This is a genomic window from Mesorhizobium caraganae, from assembly GCF_016836705.1.
Taxonomy (GTDB): Bacteria; Pseudomonadota; Alphaproteobacteria; order Rhizobiales; family Rhizobiaceae; genus Mesorhizobium; species Mesorhizobium caraganae.
The window spans coordinates 658,676-679,670 of record NZ_JAFCGY010000001.1 but is presented as its reverse complement, the minus strand read 5'-3'; the positions used below and the strand labels follow the sequence as shown (position 1 = coordinate 679,670).

The window sequence follows — 20,995 nt, the reverse complement described above, 5'->3', positions numbered from 1 at the left end:
GGCAGGGCAATGAGGGGCAGCGCAAACCTGTCAAGCAGAAACGTGTGGCCCGTCACATCTCGATGTCAGTGCCGCCCCTCATCCGCCTGCCGGCACCTTCTCCCCGTATAGTGACGGGGAGAAGGCCCAGAACCCATCAGCTCTTCCCCGCCAGCACCAGCACCGGCTTGTCGCTGTACAGCGCCGGGAACAGCGACTTCAAATTCGCCACCTTGGGCAGGTCGTTGTAGACGATGTAGGGGTAGGTCGGGTTCAGCGTCAGGAAGTCCTGGTGGTACTCCTCGGCCGGATAGAAGGTCTTGCCCGTTTCCAGCGTGGTGACGATCGGCTTGGGAAACACCTTGGCCTTGTCGAGCTGGGCGATGTAGCTCTGGGCTATCTTCTGCTGCTCACTGTTCTCGGCAAAGATCGTCGAGCGGTACTGGGTGCCCGAGTCCGGGCCCTGGTAGTTCAGCTGCGTCGGGTTGTGGGCGACCGAAAAATAGACCTGCAGCAGCTGGCCGTAGGTCACCTTGGACGGATCGTAGGTGATCTCGACCGATTCGGCATGGCCGGTGCGGCCGCTGCCCACCGTTTCGTAGACGGCGTCATCCTTGGCGCCGCCGGTGTAGCCGGAGACGGCCTTGGTCACGCCCTTGACGTGCTGGAACACGCCCTGCACGCCCCAGAAGCAGCCGCCGGCGAAGATCGCCTTCTCGCTGCCGCTGGCGGCCTTTTCGTCCATTGCCGGCGGCGGGATCACCACCGCGTCCTCGGCCGAGCGCGCCGGGCTCTGCCAGAAGGCAGCCGCCGCCGCGGCGACGATGAGTGCGGCAAGCGCGCTCTTGAAGATCGGCGTTCTCGTCTTTGCAATGCCGGTCATGTCTGATCTCCTTGATGGTGGCGACGACTATACGACAGATCGTCCCGTCTGGTTTCTCAAATTGCCGTGCGCCGCCCGGCCGCCATACGGCCGGGCCCACGGGTTCAAGCCTTATTGCGCGGGCGCCATCGCGTCCGCCGGCTTCATCGCGTCCGTTGCGGGTTTCATGGCATCGGCCGGCTTCATGGCGTCGGCGGCTGGCTTCATCGCATTCGTCGCCATCGGATCGGCTGGCTTCATGGCGTCCGCCGGCTTCATCGCCTCGGTGGCCATCGGATCGGCCGGCTTCATGGCGTCTTCGGCGCGGGCGCCGGCGGCGAAGGCCGTCATCGAAAGCGCAAAGGCGAGCGCCGTCAGGGTCTTGGTCATTTGTATTTCCTCTCAGATGAGGGCGCGCGGAAGCGAGCCCGGTTGTGCCGCTGTTGCGGCGTTGGGGTGGAAAAGAAAATCAGTCGGCGACTGCTGCCAGGATCGGCCCGCCGCCGGGGGTCTGCACCAGCACCGCCGTGCTCAAGCCACCGGACGCCGCCGGCAGCGGCAGAGAGGTGGCGTCACCGCTCCAGCTGCCGAGTTTCTCCAGCGAGTGCACGACATTGGCGTGCGGCAGGGTGCGGCCAGTGTTCTCGCCGCGCGCCACCGGCACCTCGATGACGCCCTTGTTGTAACGGACCAGCCAGACATCGGCCTTGCCGTCGGGTGCGGAACCGGCGCCGATGCTGATCTTGCCGCCGTCGAGCGACAGCGACGGTCCCTTAGCGTGGCCGCTCGAGGAAATCAGCTGCTCGATCTCGCCGGGCGCCGCGCCCACCGCATCGGCGCCGCCATTGACCACGACCTGCGGCGTGAACGGGCCGGAGCGGCCGAGCGACGGCTCATAGCGCACCTGGCGCTGCGTGAATTCCTCGCGGCCGAACGTGTCCTTCCAGCCGAGATAATCCCAATAGGTAACGTTGAACGACAGCGCCAGCACGCCCGGCTGGTCCTTGACCTTGATCAGATTGGCATTGGCCGGCGGGCAGGACGAGCAGCCCTGGCTGGTGAACAATTCGACCACGGTGAGCGGCTGGGCGAAGGCTGTGCCGATCGACGACAACAGCGATGCTGCGAGGAGGCCGGACAAGGCGATAAGTTTTGTAGACATTTGGCTTGCTCCGTGGGGCGCTGGGATGCGCCGGTCATCACCCACTTCGCAGCCGCCCGAGGCTTCGTTACATCGCTCACCGGTTTGTGATGTGTGCCATGCAGGACGACACATGTTCCGGGCGTTGGCGCTGCCCCTCACCTGCCTGCCGGCATCCTCTCCCCGTAGAGTGACGGGGAGAGGGACGCTGTCATCGCCGGTTTCGCCAATCGCCAATGTTGCAACAAGAAGAGCGCCGCGGCTGCGGTCAGGCCCTTTCTCCCCGTCACTATACGGGGAGAAATGTCCGGCAGGACAATGAGGGGCAGCGCAGACATTGGTCATTGCGGCTTCATTCCCGGCAGCGTTGCTCTGCAAACCCACCCCCGCTTGCCCCTGCTTACAGCCCCTGCTAAAGCGCGCGCCATGAGCACGCCTCTCGACCACATCCGCAATTTCTCCATCGTCGCCCATATCGACCATGGCAAATCCACGCTTGCCGACCGGCTGATCCAGTCCACCGGCGGGCTGGAGCTGCGCGACATGAAGGAGCAGGTGCTGGACTCGATGGACATCGAGCGCGAGCGCGGCATCACCATCAAGGCACAGACGGTGCGGCTGAAATACCGCGCCAACAATGGCGAGGACTATATCCTCAACCTGATCGACACGCCCGGACACGTCGACTTCGCCTATGAAGTGTCGCGGTCGCTCGCCGCCTGCGAGGGCTCGCTGCTGGTCGTCGACGCCTCGCAAGGCGTCGAGGCGCAGACGCTGGCCAATGTCTACCAGGCCATCGACAACAACCACGAGATCGTCGTGGTGCTGAACAAGGTCGACCTGCCGGCCGCCGAGCCCGAGCGCATCCGCGAACAGGTCGAGGAGGTGATCGGCATCGACGCCTCCAACGCGGTGCTGATCTCGGCCAAGACCGGCCTTGGCATTCCCGATGTGCTGGAAGCCATCGTTCACCAATTGCCGCCGCCGCGCGAAGGCGACGCCACGGCGCCGCTCAAGGCCATGCTGGTCGACAGCTGGTACGACGCCTATCTCGGCGTCATCGTGCTGGTGCGCATCATCGATGGCGTGCTGAAGAAGGGCCAGACCATCCGCATGATGGGCACCGGCGCCAAATATCTGGTCGAGCGCACCGGTGTGTTCACGCCGGCCCGCATCAATGTCGACGAGCTCGGCCCCGGCGAGTTCGGCTTCTTCACCGGCTCGATCAAGGAAGTGGCCGACACCCGCGTCGGCGACACCATCACCGAGGACAAGCGCGCCACCGCGCATGCCCTGCCCGGCTTCAAGCCGGCGCAGCCGGTGGTGTTCTGCGGCCTGTTCCCGGTCGACGCCGCCGATTTCGAGGATCTGCGCGCCGCCGTCGGCAAGCTGCGCCTCAACGACGCGTCCTTCTCCTACGAAATGGAAACCTCCGCCGCGCTCGGCTTCGGCTATCGCTGCGGCTTCCTGGGCCTCTTGCATCTGGAAATCATCCAGGAGCGGCTGGAGCGCGAGTTCAACCTCGACCTGATCGCGACCGCGCCCAGCGTCGTCTACCGGCTGCTGCTCAATGACGGCTCGGTCAAGGAATTGCACAACCCGGCCGACATGCCCGACGTGGTGAAGATCTCGGCCATCGAGGAGCCGTGGATCCGCGCCACCATCCTGACGCCCGACGACTATCTCGGCGGTATCCTGAAGCTCTGCCAGGACCGGCGCGGCATCCAGGCCGACCTGTCCTATGTGGGCAAACGCGCCATGCTGACCTACGATCTGCCGCTAAACGAAGTCGTCTTCGATTTCTACGACCGGCTGAAGTCGATCTCCAAGGGCTACGCCTCCTTCGACTATCACCTCACCGACTACAAGGAAGGCGACCTGGTAAAAATGTCGATCCTGGTCAATGAAGAGCCGGTCGACGCGCTGTCCATGCTGGTCCACCGCACGGCGGCGGAAAAGCGCGGCCGCCAGATGTGCGAGAAGCTGAAAGAGCTGATCCCGCACCACCTGTTCAAGATCCCGATCCAGGCCGCGATCGGCGGCAAGGTCATCGCCCGCGAAACCATCTCGGCGCTGCGCAAGGACGTGACCGCCAAGTGCTACGGCGGCGACGTGAGCCGCAAACGCAAGCTGCTCGACAAGCAGAAAGAGGGCAAGAAGCGGATGCGGCAATTTGGGAAGGTCGATATTCCGCAGGAGGCTTTTATTCAGGCCTTGAAGATGGGGGACTAAGCGGTCCGGCCTTCAGGCCGGACGCATCGACCCGGTGGGTCGATGCGAGTGCAAGTCCGGGTGGGAGCTGCCGGAGGCAGCGGGTCCCACCCCGGGGGTTGCGGCAGTGCGGTGATTCGGTTGGCGTCCGCTATTTGGGGACAGGCGGGAAACATACACGGCCCACGGTTGAGCTAATTGCCAGCCTGCACTTCTTGGCAAAATCCGAATCTGCATTGTCGCTCAGATACTGTGCAACCAAAAATAAGTCTGGTGTGCTAACCAACGCTGTTGAACTAGCTGTCGAAGCGCTCAAGCATTTGTCAGTGAACGGCTCCTCTCTCTCCTCGATCGGCAACAGTCGATAACCATTGCCGAACAGGACTCCCTTTGCGATCTTTTTGACGTCTTCCCTCTCGAAATCTTCGTGAACATTCAGAGCCAACTGCCGCAGTTTAGTGATGTTGATGGGTTTGCTATCCTTGCCTTCTGCTTCCCCAATCAAACGGCCATCGTCAGAAGCAAAAACAACGTCAAGTTCGATATTGTCTATGTTTGAGTGCTCTGCAGAATAGCCAAGAAGACGCAAGGACTTGATTATGGCTTTCTCCAACTGAGGACCTTTCTCATACAGCAAACCTCTGAGCAAGGAGACATCCGAAAGGCGTGCCTTCAGGTCACTAGTCTCTCCATTGATACGGTCAAGCTCGGCATTCAGAGCCGAAAGCCTGCCTTCAATCTCAATTTCAGCCTTCAGCTTGAACCTTGCGGTCGCAGACCAACTCGGCTCCGGCGTAACCTCTCCGGAGCTTTTGATCGCCTTGTCGATTGAGACAGCCGCGCTCACCAATGCAGAAAAAAATCTTTGACCCTCTTTAGACCATAGCGTTTGATTGCCTTTCCCTGCGGTCGTAAATTCTTCGGCGTCAACATCCAAATCCGGCAATAGCACGAGTGCGCCATTGCTAACTTTCGACCTAAGTAATAGGCCCACTGGCTTGTTGCCATTTCGCGTTAAGATGTGTCCTGGAGACCCAGCGTCATTTATGATGATTTTGTACGTTGAGGCTTCGCCAAACTCATTCCAATACTCAACAAGCGGCTCCGATTTCTCAACCGAAAGCGCCATGCCACGACCGATGCTCGGTGTAAGTTTGAGTGAATAAGGCAAGAATCGGTAGTTGTCGTAGTCAGTTACAATCCTCGTAACTCGGGAATTACGTCCTGATCCCGAATAGGTCTTCTCTCCTGTGGCAATGGATAAATAGATAAGGTCGGTCATAAAAACGATGACCGTCTTCCCGCCGTTGACCGAATCCAGAATCTCGCGACGCCAATGATCCATGTATCGCCGAAGTGCAAATGACCTATCGTCGTCAAGGCAAGGTTTTCCGTTGTAGGTTTCACGGTAACTAATGTGCGAGTCAATCTGAGGTCTAAACATAGTTATGTCGAAGTCTAGAAGGGATGCGCTGCTCCCAAAAGGGATATATTCAACGGACGAGCTTGCGCACTCAAATCCAACAGACGCTATCGAAGATTTCGGCATGCACGTTCTTCCCAGGGATGCTTTGGTGCGGGGAGAAGCGTTGGTCAGCCTCTCCCCGAGCCTTCAAGCGGCGTTCTCGAGATTCGCCGGGTACCAAACCAGGCTGTTGGTCGACGCTTTCATGATGTCGACCCGCGCTCGGCATCGACCCGGCGCTTGTAGCCTTCGCTGCTTACGGAGATAGTCTCGCCGTTCGCAGCTTCATATGTCCAACGCCATTCACCACGATTGTCCTTGTACAACCAGTACGAGGGGTAAGTACGTTGCGCCATTGGAGTCGCTCCTTAGTTTGGCGTGAGCAAACGTCAGGCTTGACCATGGCGGATTATTCTGATTCAACATCAGTGTACCAAATACGCCATACCCCGCGCCTGACGTCCAATCTTGTGCGGGTTAGAACTCTGAAACCGTCGCGGCTCGCCAGCTTTGCGGCGGTTTCTTGATTCTGGACGACTTCAAGATGAGGTTAAGCTATGCCGAGAGTCAAGGCATGGCTAATAAACCATCAACGGAAGCTAATGGTTTCGGGATTTCCACAATAAATACAAACGCTTACGCAACTCCTCCCAGCGGGGATAACTCAGCGCAAAGCGATCCCGCTTCGGCGAACAATACTTCTTGTTTGCTAAAAAGCAAACATCATCGAGGGGGTATGATTCTATTGCAATGCAACATAGGTCCACATTACTGACGTTTTTATTGTAAGGCGGCCATCGCCAAGCTTTGCGATCACCCCACCCTGCGGTATCCTCTCCCCGCTTGGGGAGCCATCACATGCGCACCACCCTCGACACCGTCGCCTCTATCGGCCTCGCCATCGGCGGCGCCTTCGGCCTGGCCGGCACTTTCGTGGCCAGCGCCCCACTGCGCGAAACGCTCTGGGCGATCGACGGCGTGGCACTCGTGGTTGCCGCCGCGCTGCTCACCATGAAATACCAACGGCTGGGCAATGACCTCGTCGCGGCCGGGTTTCTCACCTTCCTTGCCGGCGAAAGCCTTCTGCTGGCCGGCAATGCGGCAGGGCTGGAGGCCAGCGTGCCGTCCTATGTCGACGGCATCTCGCTGTGGGCGGCGGCGCTTGTCCTGATCGGCGCGTCGAACACCGTTGCGCTCTGGATGCGGCTCACCGGCCTCATCGCCGCCATCCTGTTTGTCGTGACGGTCGGCATGGTGCTGTGGGGCGCGCCCTTGCTGCCGACCTCGGCGCCGCTGCCCGCCGCCGGCTATCCCTTCCTGGTGCTGACCTTTGCCGGCTGGATCTGGACACTCGTGCGGCCCAACCGTTAAGCAGGGGCGATGCGCCAAGCAGGTGTGACGGGCGGAGAATTTCGATTTGCGCAAATATGTCTTGCCGTTCCTCAGCTTCTGCCTCGACTATGCCTGGGTGAATGCAGCGGTCGTCGTGGCCGACCGGCTGTTTCCCGGTGTCGGCGAGGCCGTTCTCGGTCAACCGACGACATGGGCGGCGCGGCAGCTCGTTTCGGTGGTCCTTGTCGCTCTTGTGCGGCTGGCCAACGCCTCGGTGGGCGAATGGCTGCTCTCCTACCCGCTCAACGAGCAACCGGCCGGCCAGCGTCAATGGGCCAATCTGCTGCTCGGCACGCTCGGCGTGCTCTCCGGCATCTGGTACATGCTGCGCCTGGCCGAAGGCGATGACGGCACGCCTTTCCTGTTCATGGTCGAGCAGACGCCGCTGAAGAATGCGGCAGTCGCGCTCTACGGCGCGGTTTACGGCTGGTGTGGCGCCATGCTGCTGCGGTTCGAGCCGAGGGCGAAGTTCTACAACGCCCTGCTGCTCATATCGGTCCTGCTCCTGAGCGCGATAAACTGGATGTTCTCCCATGACGCGCTTGTCGCCTCGATGGTGGCGCGGGCCGCCAGGGACGGCCGCGCCTATCCGATCGAAAGGGCGGAACATTATGCCGGCGTCGGGATCTACTACGCCATCGTGCTGATCGCGGTGATGCTGGCGATCCTGTGTTTCTGCCGCGAGCGGCCCGCTGGCCAAGGCGTGCCTGCCAGCCCGGCGTAGACCACTCGACTCGCGCGGCGTTCAGTTTCAATCTTGTCCAATGTCCGCGCCGCTCGAACTCCGCAACAGCGCCACGGGAAAGATCTTCCCGGCAATCGGGCCGTTGCTGATCGGCGCGATTGCCGGTTTCGGCGCGCTGCGCGGACTGGCGGCGGGCGCCGATGGCGGGCATGTGCTTGTCATCGCGCTGGTGGCGCTCGGCTGCCTTGGGCTCGCCTATGTCATCGCGCGCGGCGCCTTCGACCGTTCGGTCCAGGTCACCCTGGACAGCCAAGGCTTCCGCGATGCTCGTGCCGGTGATGTCCTGGTGCCATGGGCGATGGTGAAGAGCGTGCATCTGACCTCCGGCAAGGGCGCGGCAATGCTCAATTTCGAGCTCACGCGCGAGCCGCCCGACGAAATCAAATATGCGCCCGCCAACGCGCTCGACCGGATGCTGCCCTTCGGCAAGAACATCGTGCACATGGAGGTGTCGTCGCTGGATGTGCGCGGCCAGGACATGGTCGAGGCGATCCGCCGGCTGGCGCCGCATGTGGTGGTGCGGCGCTGATCTCCCCCCTTGAGGGGGTTGAGGAGTGGTCCGCGTAGCGGACGGGAAGCCAATTGCTTGGCTTTCCGAGCGACGAAAGCCGGCAGGCCAGAGGGGGTCGCCTCGCGTGGAGCGCTAGCTTTCCTTGGCGTCAATGAAGTCGAGTCCGGTCGGACCGACCCCCTCTGTCGCCTTTGGCGACATCTCCCCCTCGAGGGGGGAGATTACCCGCTCTACCGCCGCTTCTCCGCTCATGCTCTAGTTCCCCTCTCCGATTCGGAAACCCCCGCCATGCTTCGCCTCACCCTTGCCGCCCTCCTCATCGCCACCCCGGCGCATGCCGCCGATATGGCGTTCTTCGTCAAGAACCTGCGCAGCCAGGCCGTGGCGGTGGAGCTGTTCAGCCGTGACCGCAAGATGTCGTGGCCGGGCGGCGACCAGGTGTTTTTGATCGAGCCGAACTCGCAGAAATCGGTGCCGATCTCGTGCTCTCAGGGCGAAAACATCTGCTACGGCGCCTGGGTGAACGGCAATGATGCGATTTCGGCGGGGGTCGGGCCGGACAATGACCAGCCTTGCGATACGTGCTGCTTCATCTGCGTGGAGAAGACGACGGAGACGATCGATCTGGTGGAGTAGCGGGGCGCCGAAGCTGCTGATCTCCCCCCTTGTGGGGGAGATGTCCGGCAGGACAGAGGGGGGCGCGAAGGATCGCCAGCGCATCGGATCAACAAGCCTTAAATCGAAATGAGGTGGGCTGCGGGCTTGAGAGGTCGGCGGGACAGCGCCCCCCTCTGCCTTGCCAGGCATCTCCCCCACGAGGGGGGAGATCAGCAGTTCGCCTCCCGGCGAGCTTGACGCCCTTGCCACCGCCGCCCTAGCCTCTTGCCACCCACCACGAGGAGAGCTCCATGGCAGGCACGGTCGAAGGCGAGAAGATCGACGTTTCCTTCAACGGCAAGCGCTGCATCCACTCGCGCAATTGCGTGCTCGGCAATCCGCATGTCTTCGTGCCCAATGCGCCGGGCGAATGGATCCACCCCGAGGCGGCGAGCGTCGAGCAAGTCGTGACGCTGGCCGAAAACTGTCCGTCCGGCGCCATCGGCTGCTTTAGGAAGGATGGCGGGCCGCAGGAGAAGCCGCCAGTGGTCAACACCGTGCGGCTGCGCGAGAACGGGCCGCTGGCCGTCCATGCCGAGATCGTGCTGGGCGGCGAGACCTTGTTTCGCGCCACGCTCTGCCGCTGCGGCGCTTCGCAGAACAAGCCGTTCTGCGACAACAGCCACATCAAGGCCGGCTTCACAGCCACCGGCGAGCCGCCGCTGAAGGAGGCGCCGGCGACGCTGGAGGCACGGAATGGCCCGCTGACCATAACGCCGACCACCAACGGGCCGTTGAAGGTCGAAGGCAATGCCGAGATCGTCACCGGCACCGGCCACACGATCGACCGCACCACCCGCACGTTTCTCTGCCGCTGCGGCCACTCGGCCAACAAGCCGTTTTGCGATGGATCGCATAAACGGGTTGGGTTTGTGGGGTAGCTGGCGATTGGCTGATCTCCCCCCGTGTGGGGGAGATGCCCGGCAGGGCAGAGGGGGGCGCCGTAGAGCATAGACCGTGCTCCTTCGCGACATCGACAATGTATGCCAGCTTGTTGCGATTGTGGCCGAGGTCGAATTGGATCGCGGCGAACCTGGCGATCCTTCGCGCCCCCCTCTGGCCTGCCGGCCATCTCCCCCACAAGGGGGGAGATCAGCAGTTCCGCCACCTCCACCAATCACCCCAAAATCAGTCAGGCATTGCCCTTCAATGTCAGCCGCCATCATGCGATGCTGGTTCTCTCGGCCGAGGGGGCCGATTCTCATTCGGGGAATGCCATGTCTCTCACCATCACGCGCCGCATCGTCGCAGCGCTTTCGCTGTCCGCTCTGCTGGCGCCATCGGCCTATGCCGCCGACATCACCTTTGCCGTCAAGAACAGCCATCCCAACGCCATGCGCCTCGAGCTCTACAGCCAGGACCGCGACTATGTCTGGCCGGGCAATGACAAGGACTTTTATCTCGACGATGGCGAGACCAAGCAGATCCCGGTCTCGTGCAACGAAGGCGAGTCGATCTGCTACGGCGCCTGGGTCGATGGCGACGAGGAAACCTATTGGGGCGTCGGCCCCAATAACCAGGAAAAATGCGAAGACTGCTGCTACACCTGCGAAGGCGGCGAGACGGAAGAGATTGATCTGGTGCCGTAGGGCGAGGCGGCCGAAGCTGCTAATCTCCCCCCGTGTGGGGGAGATGTCCGGCAGGACAGAGGGGGGCGCCGTAGAGCGCCGAGATAGACAACCACCAATGCCGCACACACCGTTGCCGCCTCGACATCGCGCAAGCGCCAGATCGATGCGCAAAGTCCTGACGCCAGCCGAGCTCAAGCTTTGGAACGAACTTCGCGCGCACCGGCTGATGGGGCTTGGCTTCCGACGACAATTTCCCATCGCCGGCTACATTGTCGACTTCGCTTGCCCGGAGAAGAAGCTGGTTATCGAGGTCGATGGCTCCCAGCATGCGGCTGGCGGTGCGGCTGCCGGTGATGAAACGCGGACAGCGCGACTCGAGCAAGATGGTTGGACCGTGCTGCGGTTCTGGAATGACGACGTCATCCGCGACATCGACAATGTCTGCCAGCATATTGTGATTGCGGCTGGGGTTGGAGGCGCATCCTGAACGGTGCCGGTGCTGGGCTGTAGGCAGGGGAGCCGTCGGCGGGACAGCGCCCCCCTCTGTCCTGCCGGACATCTCCCCCACGAGGGGGGAGATCAGCAGCTTCCCCGCTCACCCGAGCAGCGCCCTCTGCCGCTTCGCGCCACCCGCCTTGCGCCAGGCATTGAACCTGTGCGTGGCGGCGGCAAACGAGATCTTCATCTGCTGGGCGACGGAATAGCGCGACTTGCCTTCGTCGAACATGCGGTAGCAACACTCGACGCCCTCCTCGGTCAGCTTGCCGTCGGGCGCCTTGTTGTGCGGATTTGCGGGGTCGAATTTTTCGACCTGCTGTTCGACCAGGCCTTTCAGCCGCTGCAGGTCGGCCTCGATGCTGGCGATGAGATCGAGGACGGGTTTGGGATCGAAGTGGTCGTGCGGCTTTGCCGTCATCTCCAAGGTGTCCTTTCGCTTTGCATGTCGCCATCTATATAGGCGAACATTCGCTGATAATGAAGGGCGCGCCGCAGCCTGGGCGCTTCAACACTTGTTGACCGGCGATTGACCGGAGAAGCGCCGGCGCCTAGTTTAGAACCATTCTAAACTAGGGTGAATTTATCATGCTTTCCCGTGTCTTCGGTTTCGGCCGCCGCCCCTTCGAATCGCTGTCGGAACAGGAGATCCTGGCGCTGGCAATTTCGTCGGAAGAGGATGACGGGCGCATCTACCGCGCCTATGCCGAGGGACTGGCCGAAAGCTTTCCGCAATCGGCAAAAGTGTTCGAGGCGATGGCACTCGAGGAAGACGGCCATCGCGATTCCCTCATCGAGCTTTACCGCAAGCGTTTCGGCGAGCGCATTCCGCTGCTGCGCCGCGAGCATGTAAAGGGCTATTACGAGCGCAAGCCCGATTGGCTGGTGCGGCCGCTCGGCGTCGAAAATGTTCGGCGGCAGGCCGAAGCCATGGAGCAGCAGGCCTATCGCTTCTATGTCGAGGCGGCCAAGCGCACCAGCGACGCTTCGACCAGAAAACTGCTCAACGACCTCGCGGCGGCGGAGCAAAGCCATGAGAGTTCGGCGCATCGGCTGGAGCAGAAACTTGTGCCGGGCGCCGTCAAGGACGAGGAGGCCAGCGCCGAGCAGCGCCAGTTCATCCTGACCTATGTGCAGCCGGGGCTGGCCGGGCTGATGGACGGCTCGGTGTCGACGCTGGCGCCGATCTTTGCGGCCGCCTTCGCCACCCATGACACCTGGCAGACGCTGCTGGTCGGCCTTGCCGCCTCGATCGGCGCCGGCATTTCGATGGGCTTCACCGAAGTCGCCTCCGACGACGGCAAACTGTCGGGCCGCGGCTCGCCGATCAAGCGGGGGCTGACCGTCGGCATCATGACGACGCTGGGTGGCCTCGGCCACGCGCTGCCCTATCTCATCCCGTATTTCTGGCCAGCAACGGCGGTGGCCGCGGTGGTGGTGTTCTTCGAACTGTGGACGATCGCCTTCGTCCAGAACCGCTATATGCAAACCCCTTTCCTGCGCGCGGCGTTTCAGGTGGTGCTGGGCGGGGCGCTGGTGTTTGCGGCCGGGGTGCTGATCGGGAATGCTTAGGTAAGGCAAAGGTCGGCGCTGCCCCTCATCTGCCTGCCGGCATCTTCTCCCCGTAAACGGGGAGAAGGGGCTATCGCGAATTTCGCAGCTTGTTCTGCAACGCTGGCGATTGGCGAAACCATCGGCAACAGCGTCTTTCTCCCCGTCACTATACGGGAGAAATGTCCGGCAGGACAATGAGGGGCGGCGCGACGGTCGACGGTTATGAATGCCGCCGCACATCGTCAGCTTCACCCATTCACCACCCGACTATCCGCCGGCGCTTCGTCTCTTTCCGTCAGCCCATAGTCCCGCACCACATGCGCGATGCGCAGCCTGTAGCCGGCAAAGATTCCGCCGCGGCCGGCCTTCTGCGCCTGCCGGTGCTCCTCGGTGTTGCGCCAGGCCTTGACCGCTTCCTCGTCGCGCCAGAAGGACAGCGACAGGATGCGGTTCGGGTCGACCAGGCTCTGAAACCGCTCGATCGAGATGAAACCGTCAATGCCGTCGAGCAGCGGCCTGAGCTCCGCGGCGATGCCGAGATAGGCATCGCGCTTTCCCTCCGCCGGCTCGACCTCGAAGATGACAGCGATCATGCTTCCTCCTTGACCGCGGGCTGGAACAGCTGCCGCGGTCCATGCGGCCCGGACACCAGCTTCAAGAAGATGCGGTCTTCTTTCAAGATGAACTTTTCGCGGCGGGCGAATTCGTAATTGGCCTTGCCGGCGGGATCGGCGGCGAGCCGGGCGCGGTAGGCTTCATAGGCCGCCAGGCTGTCGATGTTGTAGGCGGCGTAGGCGGTGGTGGCCGAGCCCTCGTGCAAGGCGTAGTAGCCGATCAAATCGGCGCCGCAGCGCGGGATCGCCTGGCCCCAGGCCTTGGCATATTGCTCGAACGCCGCCTTGCCGAACGGGTCGATCTCGTAGCGGATGAAGCAGGTCATGGTCATCGTGATCTCCTTGGGTTTCGCATGGATTGTTCGAGCGGCGGCGAAACGTCATGCCGCAGGGCCTGCTAAGCAAAAATGCTGGCGGTCAGGCCTGCCAGAAGGATTTCGCGCATTCGCGGCGCACATCCTCCCGGGTCAGGCCAAGATCGCGAAGCAAATGGTCGTCGATCTCGGCGAGGTCGAGCCGCTGCAGGTGGCGGTCATACCAGCGGGCGAGCAGCCGCCGGTGCAGCCAGGTGACGATCGGGAATGTCTGGCGGCTGGCGAGTGGGGCGGAAGCGGTTGGCATCGGCGTTCTCCTTGATCTCGCCCGACATTAGTGATTATCTCGCAAGAATGCTTCGATGGAGACCGAACTATGCGTGAAGGACCCGACATCGCCCGCATCGCCAGCCTGGTCGGCGATCCGGCGCGGGCAAACATGCTGAATGCGCTGATGGGCGGCACGGCTTTGACGGCCAGCGAACTGGCGCTGGAAGCCGGCGTGTCGCTGCCGACCGCGTCGTCGCATTTGTCCAAACTGATGGAGGGCGGGCTGCTGACTTTGGCCAGCCAGGGCCGGCACCGCTATTACGGCCTCGCCGGGCCGCAAGTGGCCGGCATGATCGAAGCGATCACCGGCGTGGCGGAAGCCGTTGGCCCCAAACGCGTGCGGCCGGGTCCGCGCGATGGCGCGATGCGGGTCGCCCGCGTCTGCTACGACCACCTCGCGGGCGAGCAGGCGGTGGCGATGCTGGACCGGCTTGTGGCGCGCGACATTCTTTTGCGCGACGACCAGGAGATCAGGCTCGGGCCGTCGGCGGCGTCGCATTTTTCGGCCATCGGCATCGATGTCGGCGCCAAGCCGCGCCGGCCGGTCTGCCGCGCCTGCCTCGACTGGAGCGTGCGTCGCTCGCACCTCGCCGGCACGCTGGGCGCGGCGATCCTCGACAAGATTCTGGCCGAGAAATGGGCAAGGCGGGAGAAGGACAGTCGCGCCGTGGTGTTTTCACCGCCGGGGAAGCAGGCGTTTGAGCGGGTGTTTTTGGCTTAGTTTGCCGGTGCCGATTTCGCGATGCTGGCGGGACAGCGCCCCCCTCTGTCCTGCCGGACATCTCCCCCACAAGGGGGGAGATCGGACGTCACGCGGGCTTTCGCCAATCTTCAACGGTTGCAGGAATGAGCGGGGCGCCGGAACCGCTAATCTCCCCCCTCGTGGGGGAGATGGCCGGCAGGCCAGAGGGGGGCGCGAAGGATCGCTACGTCGGCCCCTCACCCCCGCTTCAGCACCTTCGCCTGCTTGAAGAAATCCGCCCACGGATCAGCCTTCTCCAATTGCTTCAGCGTCGTCTTGTCGCCGATCGGAAATGCGTTCGGCGCCAGCCCCGCCTCCACCTCCGCCCAGGTGACCGGGATCGACACGGTCGCGCCCTTCTTGGCGCGTGAGGAGTAGGGCGCGACCGTGGTCGAACCCCTGCCGTTGCGCAGATAGTCGACGAAGATTTTGCCGGTGCGGGCCTTCTTCGACAGCGTCGCCGTGTAGCGGTCGGGCGCGGCCTGCTCCAGCGCCTTGGCGAAATCATGCGAGAAGGTTTTGACCGCCTCCCAATCCGCCGAAGGCTTCAGCGGCACCAGCACGTGATAGCCCTTGCCGCCCGACGGCTTGACGAAGTTCGGCAGCGACAGATCGTCGAGCTTGCCTCGGATGTCGAGCGCTGCCTCGCGCACCGCCTTGACGTCGACGCCCTCGTCGGGATCGAGATCGAAGATGATCTGGTCGGGCTTTTCCAGCTCGTCGGTCGTGCAACCCCAGATGTGGACCTCGACCACGCCGTACTGGACCAGAGCGGCAAGGCCATCGAAATCGCGGATGAACAGGATCTCCTCGCCGTCGGTCGGATCCTTCATCCGGGCAATCTTGTCGCTCATGCCGGCCGAGGCGTGTTTCTGGAAGAAGCGCGGCCCGCCTATGCCGTCCGGCGCTCTGACCAGGCTGAGCGGCCGGTTGACGATGAACTGCTCCATGCGCGGCCAGACCAGCGCGTAGTGCTCGAGCAAAGCCTGCTTGGATATTTTTTCGTCGGGCCACAGCAGTTTTTCGGGATGGGAGAGTTTTACGCTGGTGGTCATTGCCCCAGCTTTCGTCCCGGAAGCCTTGCCGGCGCTGCCTGCCGCGGGCTTTGCCTTGCTCGCCGGTTTCGATGGCTTTTCCTGCACGACTTCCTCCGCCGGCTTGTCCTCGCGCAGTCCCTGGAACGACGCGTGGCGTATTATACGGTCGGAGGTCCAGCTGCGGAACTCCACTTCGCCGACCAGTTCAGGCTTGACCCAGACCAGGCCCTTGCCCTTCGGCACGGCGGCGGCGAAAGGCGATGATTTTGCCTTCAGCGCATCGAGCTTCTTCTTCAGGTCCGTCGCGCCCTTGACCGAAAAGCCGGTGCCGACGCGGCCGGCATAATTGAGCTTGCCGCCTTCGAAATAGCCGACCAGCAGCGAGCGCAGGCCGCGGCCGGTCTTTTCCGAGGGCAGATAGCCGCCAATGACGAATTCCTGGCGCTCCGTGCATTTGGACTTTACCCAGCTTGGGCCGCGACCGCTGCGATAGGGTGCGTCGGCGCGCTTGGAAACGATGCCTTCGAGCCCCATGCGGCAGGCGTGCTGAAGCATGATCTTGCCCGGCTCGGCGAAATGGTCGCTGAAGCGGACGGCGGCATTTTCGGCCGGCTCGCCAAGCAGTTCCTGCAGCGCCTGCTTGCGCTCGACCAGCGGCTCGGCGCGCAGATCCTTGCCGTCGAGCCGCATCAGGTCGAAGACGTAGTAGGTGAAGCGATTGGTGCGATTGGCGGACAAATCCTGCTGCAGCAGCGCGAAGGACGAAACGCCGCTGTCGGCCAGCACCACGATCTCGCCATCGATGATGGCGTCGCTGCATTTCAGCTGGGCGAGTTCGGCAACGATCTCGGGGCCGAATTTCTCCGTCCAGTCGAGGCCGGTGCGGGTCAGAAGCCGCACCTCGGTGCCGGCGATCTGCGCCTGCATGCGGTAGCCATCGAATTTGACTTCGTGCAGCCAGTCCTTACCGGGCGGCGCCTCGCGCTCCAGCGTCGCCAGCTGCGGCTCGATGAAATCGAGACGCTTGCCGGCCTTCGCCTTGCTGGAGGCGGCAGGCTTGTTGGAATGCCAGACCTTCGGCTTCTTGCCGTCGACGGTCTTGCCCTCCGCGACCTGCTCGATGGTGAGGCCGGATTTCACCGATTCCGGTGCGTCCTTCAGAATGTCTTCGCCCGGGCGGGCAGCGGCGTCGTCGGATTTGATCAGCAGCCAGTTGTCACGCTTTTCACCCGCGCGTGGCTTCAGCCTGACCAGATGCCACAGGCCGCTCAGCTTCTTGCCTTTGAGCTCGAACGAGATGTGGCCTTTTTTCATCGCCTTGGCCGGGTCGATCTCGGGCGTCCATGTGCCTTCGTCCCAGACGATGACCGTGCCGCCGCCATATTCGCCCTTGGGGATGGTGCCTTCGAAGGACGCATAGTCGATCGGGTGGTCCTCGACATGTACGGCCAGCCGCTTTTCGTGTGGATCGAGGCTAGGGCCGCGCGTCACCGCCCAGCTCCACAAGACGCCGTCATGCTCGAGGCGGAAATCGTAATGCAGCCTGGTCGCATCGTGCTTCTGGATGACGAAAATGCCGCCGGATGTCTTGCCGGGCGTGACTTTGCCCGCAGGCTCCGCCGTCTTCTTGAAATCGCGCTTGGCCTGATATTGCTCGAGGCGGGCCATGGTGCTCACGCCGATTTGCGTTTGGGCGCGGCGGCTTTCGCCTTGCCGCTTTTGGCCGCCGGCCTCGCCTTCTTGGCCGAGCCCTTCGCCGCGCCGCCATCCGACAGGCTCTTCTTCAGCGCGTCGAACAGATTGACCACGTTGGACGGCTTGGGCGCGGCCTGTGGCCTCGGCGCCTTCTTGCCGGCCTTCTTGGCGCGGATCAGTTCGAGCAGCGCATCCTCATATTTGTCCTCGAATTTCGACGGATCGAACTTCGCCTTCTTCTTGTCGATGATGAGTTCGGCGAGATCCGTCATCTCCTGGTCGGTCTTCACCGCCTCGATGTCGCCAAAGACGCTGTCGGGCTGCCGCACCGTGTTGTCGTAGCGCAAGGTGGTCAGCACCATGCCTTTGCCGAGCGGCTCGATAACGACGGGACGTTCCCGCTGATAGAGCACGATGCGCGCCAGCCCGGCCATCTTCTTGCCGGCCATGGCGTCGCGGATGACGGCAAAGGCTTCCTCCGACACCTTATCGGCCGGCGCGACATAATAGGGCGTGTCGAGATAAATCTGCTGGATCGAGGCTTTGTCGACGAAACCGTCCAGCGCCATGGTGTGCGACGACTCGATCTGCACCGCAGCGATCTCGTCTTCCTCGATATGGACGAAGTCGCCGTCATCGAGTTCGTAGCCCTTGATCTCATTGCCTTCCTCCAGCGGCTTGCCGGTTTCGGCATCGACATAGATCCGCTTGACCGTGTTGCCGGTCTTGCGGTTCAGCACCCTAAACGAGACCTTTTCGGTGTGGGTGACGACGTTGGTCAGTTCGACGGCGCAGGTGACCAGCGACAGTTTCAGATAGCCCTTCCAGGCGGGGCGGGGTGCCATGGCGAAACTCCTGCGCGATGCGGTTCAACCGAGAACGGGTAAAGCCGATTCCGGTTCCGAACGCAGCCTGGCGGCTTTGCAGCCGTGCGCACGGAAATTTCGCGGGGCTCGCCGAAATTGAAACAGAACCGCGCCCAAGCGACATCCAGACGAAACATATGTGATGCAAAAGTCACATTGGCCGGAAAGGGCTCAAAAGGCTCTGAAAGACCCCGAAACAGCCGCATTCCGGCCACGAAGCGACGGGTTTTCGACCGAAGATTAACATCGTGTTCACCGACTATTCACGCCTCGACGCTATGATCCCCGCAATCGGACGGGACATCCGAAAATCGGGACAGGGAACTAAGTAAAATGAAATTCTGGGGCCACATCGCCGGCTATGCCGCCGCCATCCGCGAATTCATCGCGCCGACCTATCGGCCGGAGCGCTATTACATGCGCGGACCGGGCCCGGCCTGCGCCCGTCGCGGCAGCTCGCTCGGCGCGCACTGATCATGACGTTCGAAAGCCGTCACGACAGCCGGATCTGCAGACCGGGCGCCGACCACCGCGCAACCACCTATCGCGCCGAGCGCCCCGCTCTGGCCGCGAGAAGCCGTGCGACAACGCCGCGGCTTTGATCCCGTAGCCGGCAGGCTTAGTGTCGCCTGACACAAGCTGCCGGATGTCCCGTGACTTCTTCTCCTGAACCCTTCGATGCCAGCCAGCCGTTGATCGTTTTCGATGGCGTCTGCGTGCTGTGCTCTGGCTTCGTGCGCACGGTGGTCAGGCTCGATAGCAAAAACCGCTTCCGCTTCGCCACCGCGCAGTCTCCCTTAGGCGCGGCGCTGTTCCACAAGCATGGACTGCGCACCGACAGCTATGAGACCAATCTGGTCCTCATCAATGGCGCTCCTTTCATACGGCTGGACAGTTTTGTTGCCGTGATGGCCGAACTCGGCTGGCCGTGGCGGGCGGCGAAAGCCCTGCTGCTGTTGCCGCGCCCCTTGCGCGACTGGCTCTACGAACGCATCGCCAAAAACCGCTACTCCATCTTCGGCCGCAAGGACAATTGCGAGATCCCGTCCGCCACGATGCGTGCGCGGATGATTGGTTGATGCATGTCGCCCAAAAGTGACCTCGGTTTTGGGGAAACGACATGCATGGAGGCAACAGCGCGATGAGGCTTCTGGTCGTCGGCGGCTATGGCATTTTCGGCGGCCGCATCGTGCAGTTGCTGGAGAGCGAACCGCGCCTGACGCTGATCGTCGCCGGGCGCGGGCTGGCCAAGGCCGAAGCCTGGTGCAAAACCCGCATCGGCGCGGCGGCGGAGCTGGTGCCCCTTGCGTTCGATCGCGGCGGTGACCTGCCGGCTCAGCTTTCGGCGCTCAAACCCGATTGTGTCGTCGACGCCAGCGGTCCGTTCCAGGCCTATGGCGCGGGCCGCTACCGGCTGATCGAGGCCTGCATCGCGCAAAGCATCCATTATCTCGACCTCGCCGACGGGTCGGACTTCGTCGCCGGCGTCTCCGCGTATGACGATGCGGCGCGCAAGGCAGGCCTGTTCGTGCTGTCCGGCGTGTCGAGTTTCCCGGTGCTGACCGCAGCGGTGGTGCGTCGTCTTTCCGCCGGCATGGCGCGGGTCGACACAATCCAGGGCGGTATCGCGCCGTCGCCCTTTGCCGGCGTCGGCGAAAATGTCATCCGCGCCATTGCCGGTTACGCCGGCCAGCCGGTCGAATTGATTCGCGACGGCGAGATGGTGCGGCGCCATCCCCTCACCGAGGAGATGCGCTACACGATTGCCGCGCCGGGCAAGGTGCCGCTGAACAGCACGCTGTTTTCGCTGGTCGACGTGCCGGATTTGCGCGCGCTGGCGGACCTGTGGCCGCAGGCCAAAACCATCTGGATGGGCGCCGGGCCGGTTCCCGAAATCCTGCACCGCGCCTTGATCGGCCTTGCCTGGCTGGTGCGGATCGGACTGGTGCGGTCGCTGTCGCCGCTGGCGCCGCTGATGCACTGGGCGTCCAACCGGCTGCGCTGGGGCGAACATCGCGGCGGCATGTTCGTCGCGGTGGAGGGGGTCAACAAGGCGGGTGAAGCGATCAAACGCTCCTGGCATCTGCTGGCCGAAGGCGATGACGGGCCGCTGATCCCGGCCATGGCGGTGGAGGCGCTGGTGCGCAAGACGCTGGACGTACAGGCGCCGGCCCCAGGGGCGCGAGCGGCGGTACGCGACCTGGAACTTGACGACTATCGGGCGCTGTTTGCCGGCAAGGCGATCTATACCGGCTTCAGGGGTGACACTGCCGACGTCGAAAAGCCCCTCTATCCGCAAGTGGTCGGCGGCGCCTGGCAGGATCTGCCCGAAGAAATCCGTGCCATGCATGAGCGCGTTGGAACGGCCGAAGGACGCGGCAGCGTTGAACGCGGCGTCGGTATTCTTAGCCGGCTATCTGGCTGGTTGGTTGGATTTCCTCCCGCCTGTGCCGACTTGCCGGTCCAGGTCCGCTTCGATGCCGGCAAGGATGGCGAGACCTGGACGCGAACGTCTGGCTCTCACACTTTCTCCAGCCGCCAGTTCGTCGGTGAAGGCCGCTCGCAGCGGCTGCTGTGCGAGCGCTTCGGCCCGCTGACCTTCGCCATGGCGCTGGTGGCAGAGCAGGGAAGACTGTCGCTGGTGCTGCGCCGCTGGAGCTTTCTCGGCCTGAAGCTGCCGATGTGGCTCTGCCCGCGCTCGGCATCCTATGAGGGCGTCGAGGACGACCGCTTCCGCTTCCATGTCGAGATCTCGCACCCGCTCACCGGGCTGATCGTGCGCTATCGCGGCTGGCTCGAGCCGAACGCCTGATC

The 20,995-nt window shown here is 62.9% G+C and carries 24 protein-coding genes; 13 read left to right on the top strand and 11 right to left on the bottom strand.

Features of this window, described 5'->3' with window-relative positions; translation table 11 throughout:
• Positions 1–136 precede the first annotated feature (136 nt).
• From msrA to JQK88_RS03340, 3 genes are all read right to left on the bottom strand, one after another.
• The gene (gene msrA, locus JQK88_RS03350; RefSeq protein WP_203277425.1) at positions 137–862 is read right to left on the bottom strand and encodes a peptide-methionine (S)-S-oxide reductase MsrA; all 726 of its coding nucleotides are present in this window, start codon (positions 860–862) and stop codon (positions 137–139) included.
• A 111-nt stretch (positions 863–973) separates the two neighbouring features.
• Positions 974–1,231, bottom strand: a complete 258-nt coding sequence (locus JQK88_RS03345) for a hypothetical protein (protein ID WP_203277424.1) — start codon at positions 1,229–1,231, stop codon at positions 974–976.
• Between the two features lie 79 nt (positions 1,232–1,310).
• On the bottom strand, positions 1,311–2,003 hold the full coding sequence (locus JQK88_RS03340; RefSeq protein WP_203277423.1) for a DUF1223 domain-containing protein: 693 nt from the start codon (positions 2,001–2,003) through the stop codon (positions 1,311–1,313).
• Between the two features lie 405 nt (positions 2,004–2,408).
• Between JQK88_RS03340 and lepA the strand changes: the two genes are divergently transcribed.
• Complete coding sequence (gene lepA / locus JQK88_RS03335; RefSeq protein ID WP_203277422.1) at positions 2,409–4,214, top strand: translation elongation factor 4; 1,806 nt, start codon at positions 2,409–2,411, stop codon at positions 4,212–4,214.
• A 130-nt stretch (positions 4,215–4,344) separates the two neighbouring features.
• Here the strand turns inward: lepA and JQK88_RS03330 are convergent, their stop codons facing one another.
• Complete coding sequence (locus JQK88_RS03330) at positions 4,345–5,538, bottom strand: hypothetical protein (protein WP_203277421.1); 1,194 nt, start codon at positions 5,536–5,538, stop codon at positions 4,345–4,347.
• Between the two features lie 323 nt (positions 5,539–5,861).
• Positions 5,862–6,014 carry a YegP family protein gene (locus JQK88_RS03325; protein WP_203277420.1) on the bottom strand — a complete coding sequence of 51 codons (153 nt, stop codon included), beginning with the start codon at positions 6,012–6,014 and terminating at the stop codon, positions 5,862–5,864.
• Between the two features lie 502 nt (positions 6,015–6,516).
• Between JQK88_RS03325 and JQK88_RS03320 the strand changes: the two genes are divergently transcribed.
• From JQK88_RS03320 to JQK88_RS03290, 7 genes are all read left to right on the top strand, one after another.
• Positions 6,517–7,029: a hypothetical protein gene (locus JQK88_RS03320; protein ID WP_203277419.1), complete on the top strand. Its 513-nt coding sequence runs from the start codon at positions 6,517–6,519 to the stop codon at positions 7,027–7,029.
• A gap of 46 nt (positions 7,030–7,075) precedes the next feature.
• On the top strand, positions 7,076–7,774 hold the full coding sequence (locus JQK88_RS03315; protein ID WP_203277418.1) for a hypothetical protein: 699 nt from the start codon (positions 7,076–7,078) through the stop codon (positions 7,772–7,774).
• Positions 7,775–7,814: 40 nt separating this feature from the next.
• A complete protein-coding gene (locus JQK88_RS03310) occupies positions 7,815–8,324 on the top strand; it encodes a hypothetical protein (protein WP_203277417.1) in 510 nt (169 codons plus the stop codon).
• Between the two features lie 270 nt (positions 8,325–8,594).
• On the top strand, positions 8,595–8,942 hold the full coding sequence (locus tag JQK88_RS03305) for a hypothetical protein (protein ID WP_203277416.1): 348 nt from the start codon (positions 8,595–8,597) through the stop codon (positions 8,940–8,942).
• A gap of 272 nt (positions 8,943–9,214) precedes the next feature.
• Positions 9,215–9,844, top strand: a complete 630-nt coding sequence (locus JQK88_RS03300) for a CDGSH iron-sulfur domain-containing protein (RefSeq protein ID WP_203277415.1) — start codon at positions 9,215–9,217, stop codon at positions 9,842–9,844.
• 336 nt (positions 9,845–10,180) lie between these two features.
• Positions 10,181–10,552 (top strand): hypothetical protein, encoded by a 372-nt coding sequence (locus JQK88_RS03295; RefSeq protein ID WP_203277414.1) that lies wholly within the window; start codon positions 10,181–10,183, stop codon positions 10,550–10,552.
• A gap of 97 nt (positions 10,553–10,649) precedes the next feature.
• Entirely contained in the window at positions 10,650–11,021 is a 372-nt protein-coding gene (locus tag JQK88_RS03290; protein ID WP_203277940.1) for an endonuclease domain-containing protein, read from the top strand.
• 108 nt (positions 11,022–11,129) lie between these two features.
• On the opposite strand, the gene JQK88_RS03285 is transcribed toward JQK88_RS03290, so the two are convergent.
• The gene (locus JQK88_RS03285) at positions 11,130–11,450 is read right to left on the bottom strand and encodes a hypothetical protein (RefSeq protein WP_112559095.1); all 321 of its coding nucleotides are present in this window, start codon (positions 11,448–11,450) and stop codon (positions 11,130–11,132) included.
• Positions 11,451–11,617: 167 nt separating this feature from the next.
• On the opposite strand from JQK88_RS03285, the gene mbfA reads away from it, so the two are divergent.
• Complete coding sequence (gene mbfA, locus JQK88_RS03280; protein ID WP_203277413.1) at positions 11,618–12,601, top strand: iron exporter MbfA; 984 nt, start codon at positions 11,618–11,620, stop codon at positions 12,599–12,601.
• 230 nt (positions 12,602–12,831) lie between these two features.
• Here mbfA and JQK88_RS03275 read toward each other — a convergent pair whose 3' ends face one another.
• From JQK88_RS03275 to JQK88_RS03265, 3 genes are all read right to left on the bottom strand, one after another.
• Positions 12,832–13,176: an antibiotic biosynthesis monooxygenase family protein gene (locus tag JQK88_RS03275; RefSeq protein WP_203277412.1), complete on the bottom strand. Its 345-nt coding sequence runs from the start codon at positions 13,174–13,176 to the stop codon at positions 12,832–12,834.
• Positions 13,173–13,529, bottom strand: coding sequence for an NIPSNAP family protein (locus JQK88_RS03270; RefSeq protein WP_203277411.1), 357 nt, complete (start codon positions 13,527–13,529; stop codon positions 13,173–13,175). Before JQK88_RS03270 ends, JQK88_RS03275 begins: the two co-directional genes overlap by 4 nt.
• An 85-nt stretch (positions 13,530–13,614) precedes the next feature.
• Positions 13,615–13,818, bottom strand: coding sequence for a DUF1127 domain-containing protein (locus JQK88_RS03265; RefSeq protein WP_203277410.1), 204 nt, complete (start codon positions 13,816–13,818; stop codon positions 13,615–13,617).
• 69 nt (positions 13,819–13,887) lie between these two features.
• Between JQK88_RS03265 and JQK88_RS03260 the strand changes: the two genes are divergently transcribed.
• Complete coding sequence (locus JQK88_RS03260) at positions 13,888–14,562, top strand: ArsR/SmtB family transcription factor (RefSeq protein ID WP_203277409.1); 675 nt, start codon at positions 13,888–13,890, stop codon at positions 14,560–14,562.
• A 218-nt stretch (positions 14,563–14,780) separates the two neighbouring features.
• Here JQK88_RS03260 and ligD read toward each other — a convergent pair whose 3' ends face one another.
• Both ligD and ku read right to left on the bottom strand, forming a co-directional pair.
• Positions 14,781–17,288 carry a DNA ligase D gene (gene ligD / locus JQK88_RS03255; protein ID WP_203277939.1) on the bottom strand — a complete coding sequence of 836 codons (2,508 nt, stop codon included), beginning with the start codon at positions 17,286–17,288 and terminating at the stop codon, positions 14,781–14,783.
• A gap of 5 nt (positions 17,289–17,293) precedes the next feature.
• A complete protein-coding gene (gene ku, locus JQK88_RS03250; RefSeq protein ID WP_203277408.1) occupies positions 17,294–18,160 on the bottom strand; it encodes a non-homologous end joining protein Ku in 867 nt (288 codons plus the stop codon).
• 354 nt (positions 18,161–18,514) lie between these two features.
• On the opposite strand from ku, the gene JQK88_RS03245 reads away from it, so the two are divergent.
• The 3 genes from JQK88_RS03245 (at position 18,515) to JQK88_RS03235 (ending at position 20,993) form a co-directional block, all read left to right on the top strand.
• Positions 18,515–18,655, top strand: a complete 141-nt coding sequence (locus JQK88_RS03245; protein ID WP_023672040.1) for a hypothetical protein — start codon at positions 18,515–18,517, stop codon at positions 18,653–18,655.
• A gap of 179 nt (positions 18,656–18,834) precedes the next feature.
• A complete protein-coding gene (locus JQK88_RS03240; protein WP_312037225.1) occupies positions 18,835–19,260 on the top strand; it encodes a thiol-disulfide oxidoreductase DCC family protein in 426 nt (141 codons plus the stop codon).
• A 62-nt stretch (positions 19,261–19,322) separates the two neighbouring features.
• The gene (locus JQK88_RS03235; RefSeq protein ID WP_203277407.1) at positions 19,323–20,993 is read left to right on the top strand and encodes a saccharopine dehydrogenase family protein; all 1,671 of its coding nucleotides are present in this window, start codon (positions 19,323–19,325) and stop codon (positions 20,991–20,993) included.
• Positions 20,994–20,995 lie beyond the last annotated feature (2 nt).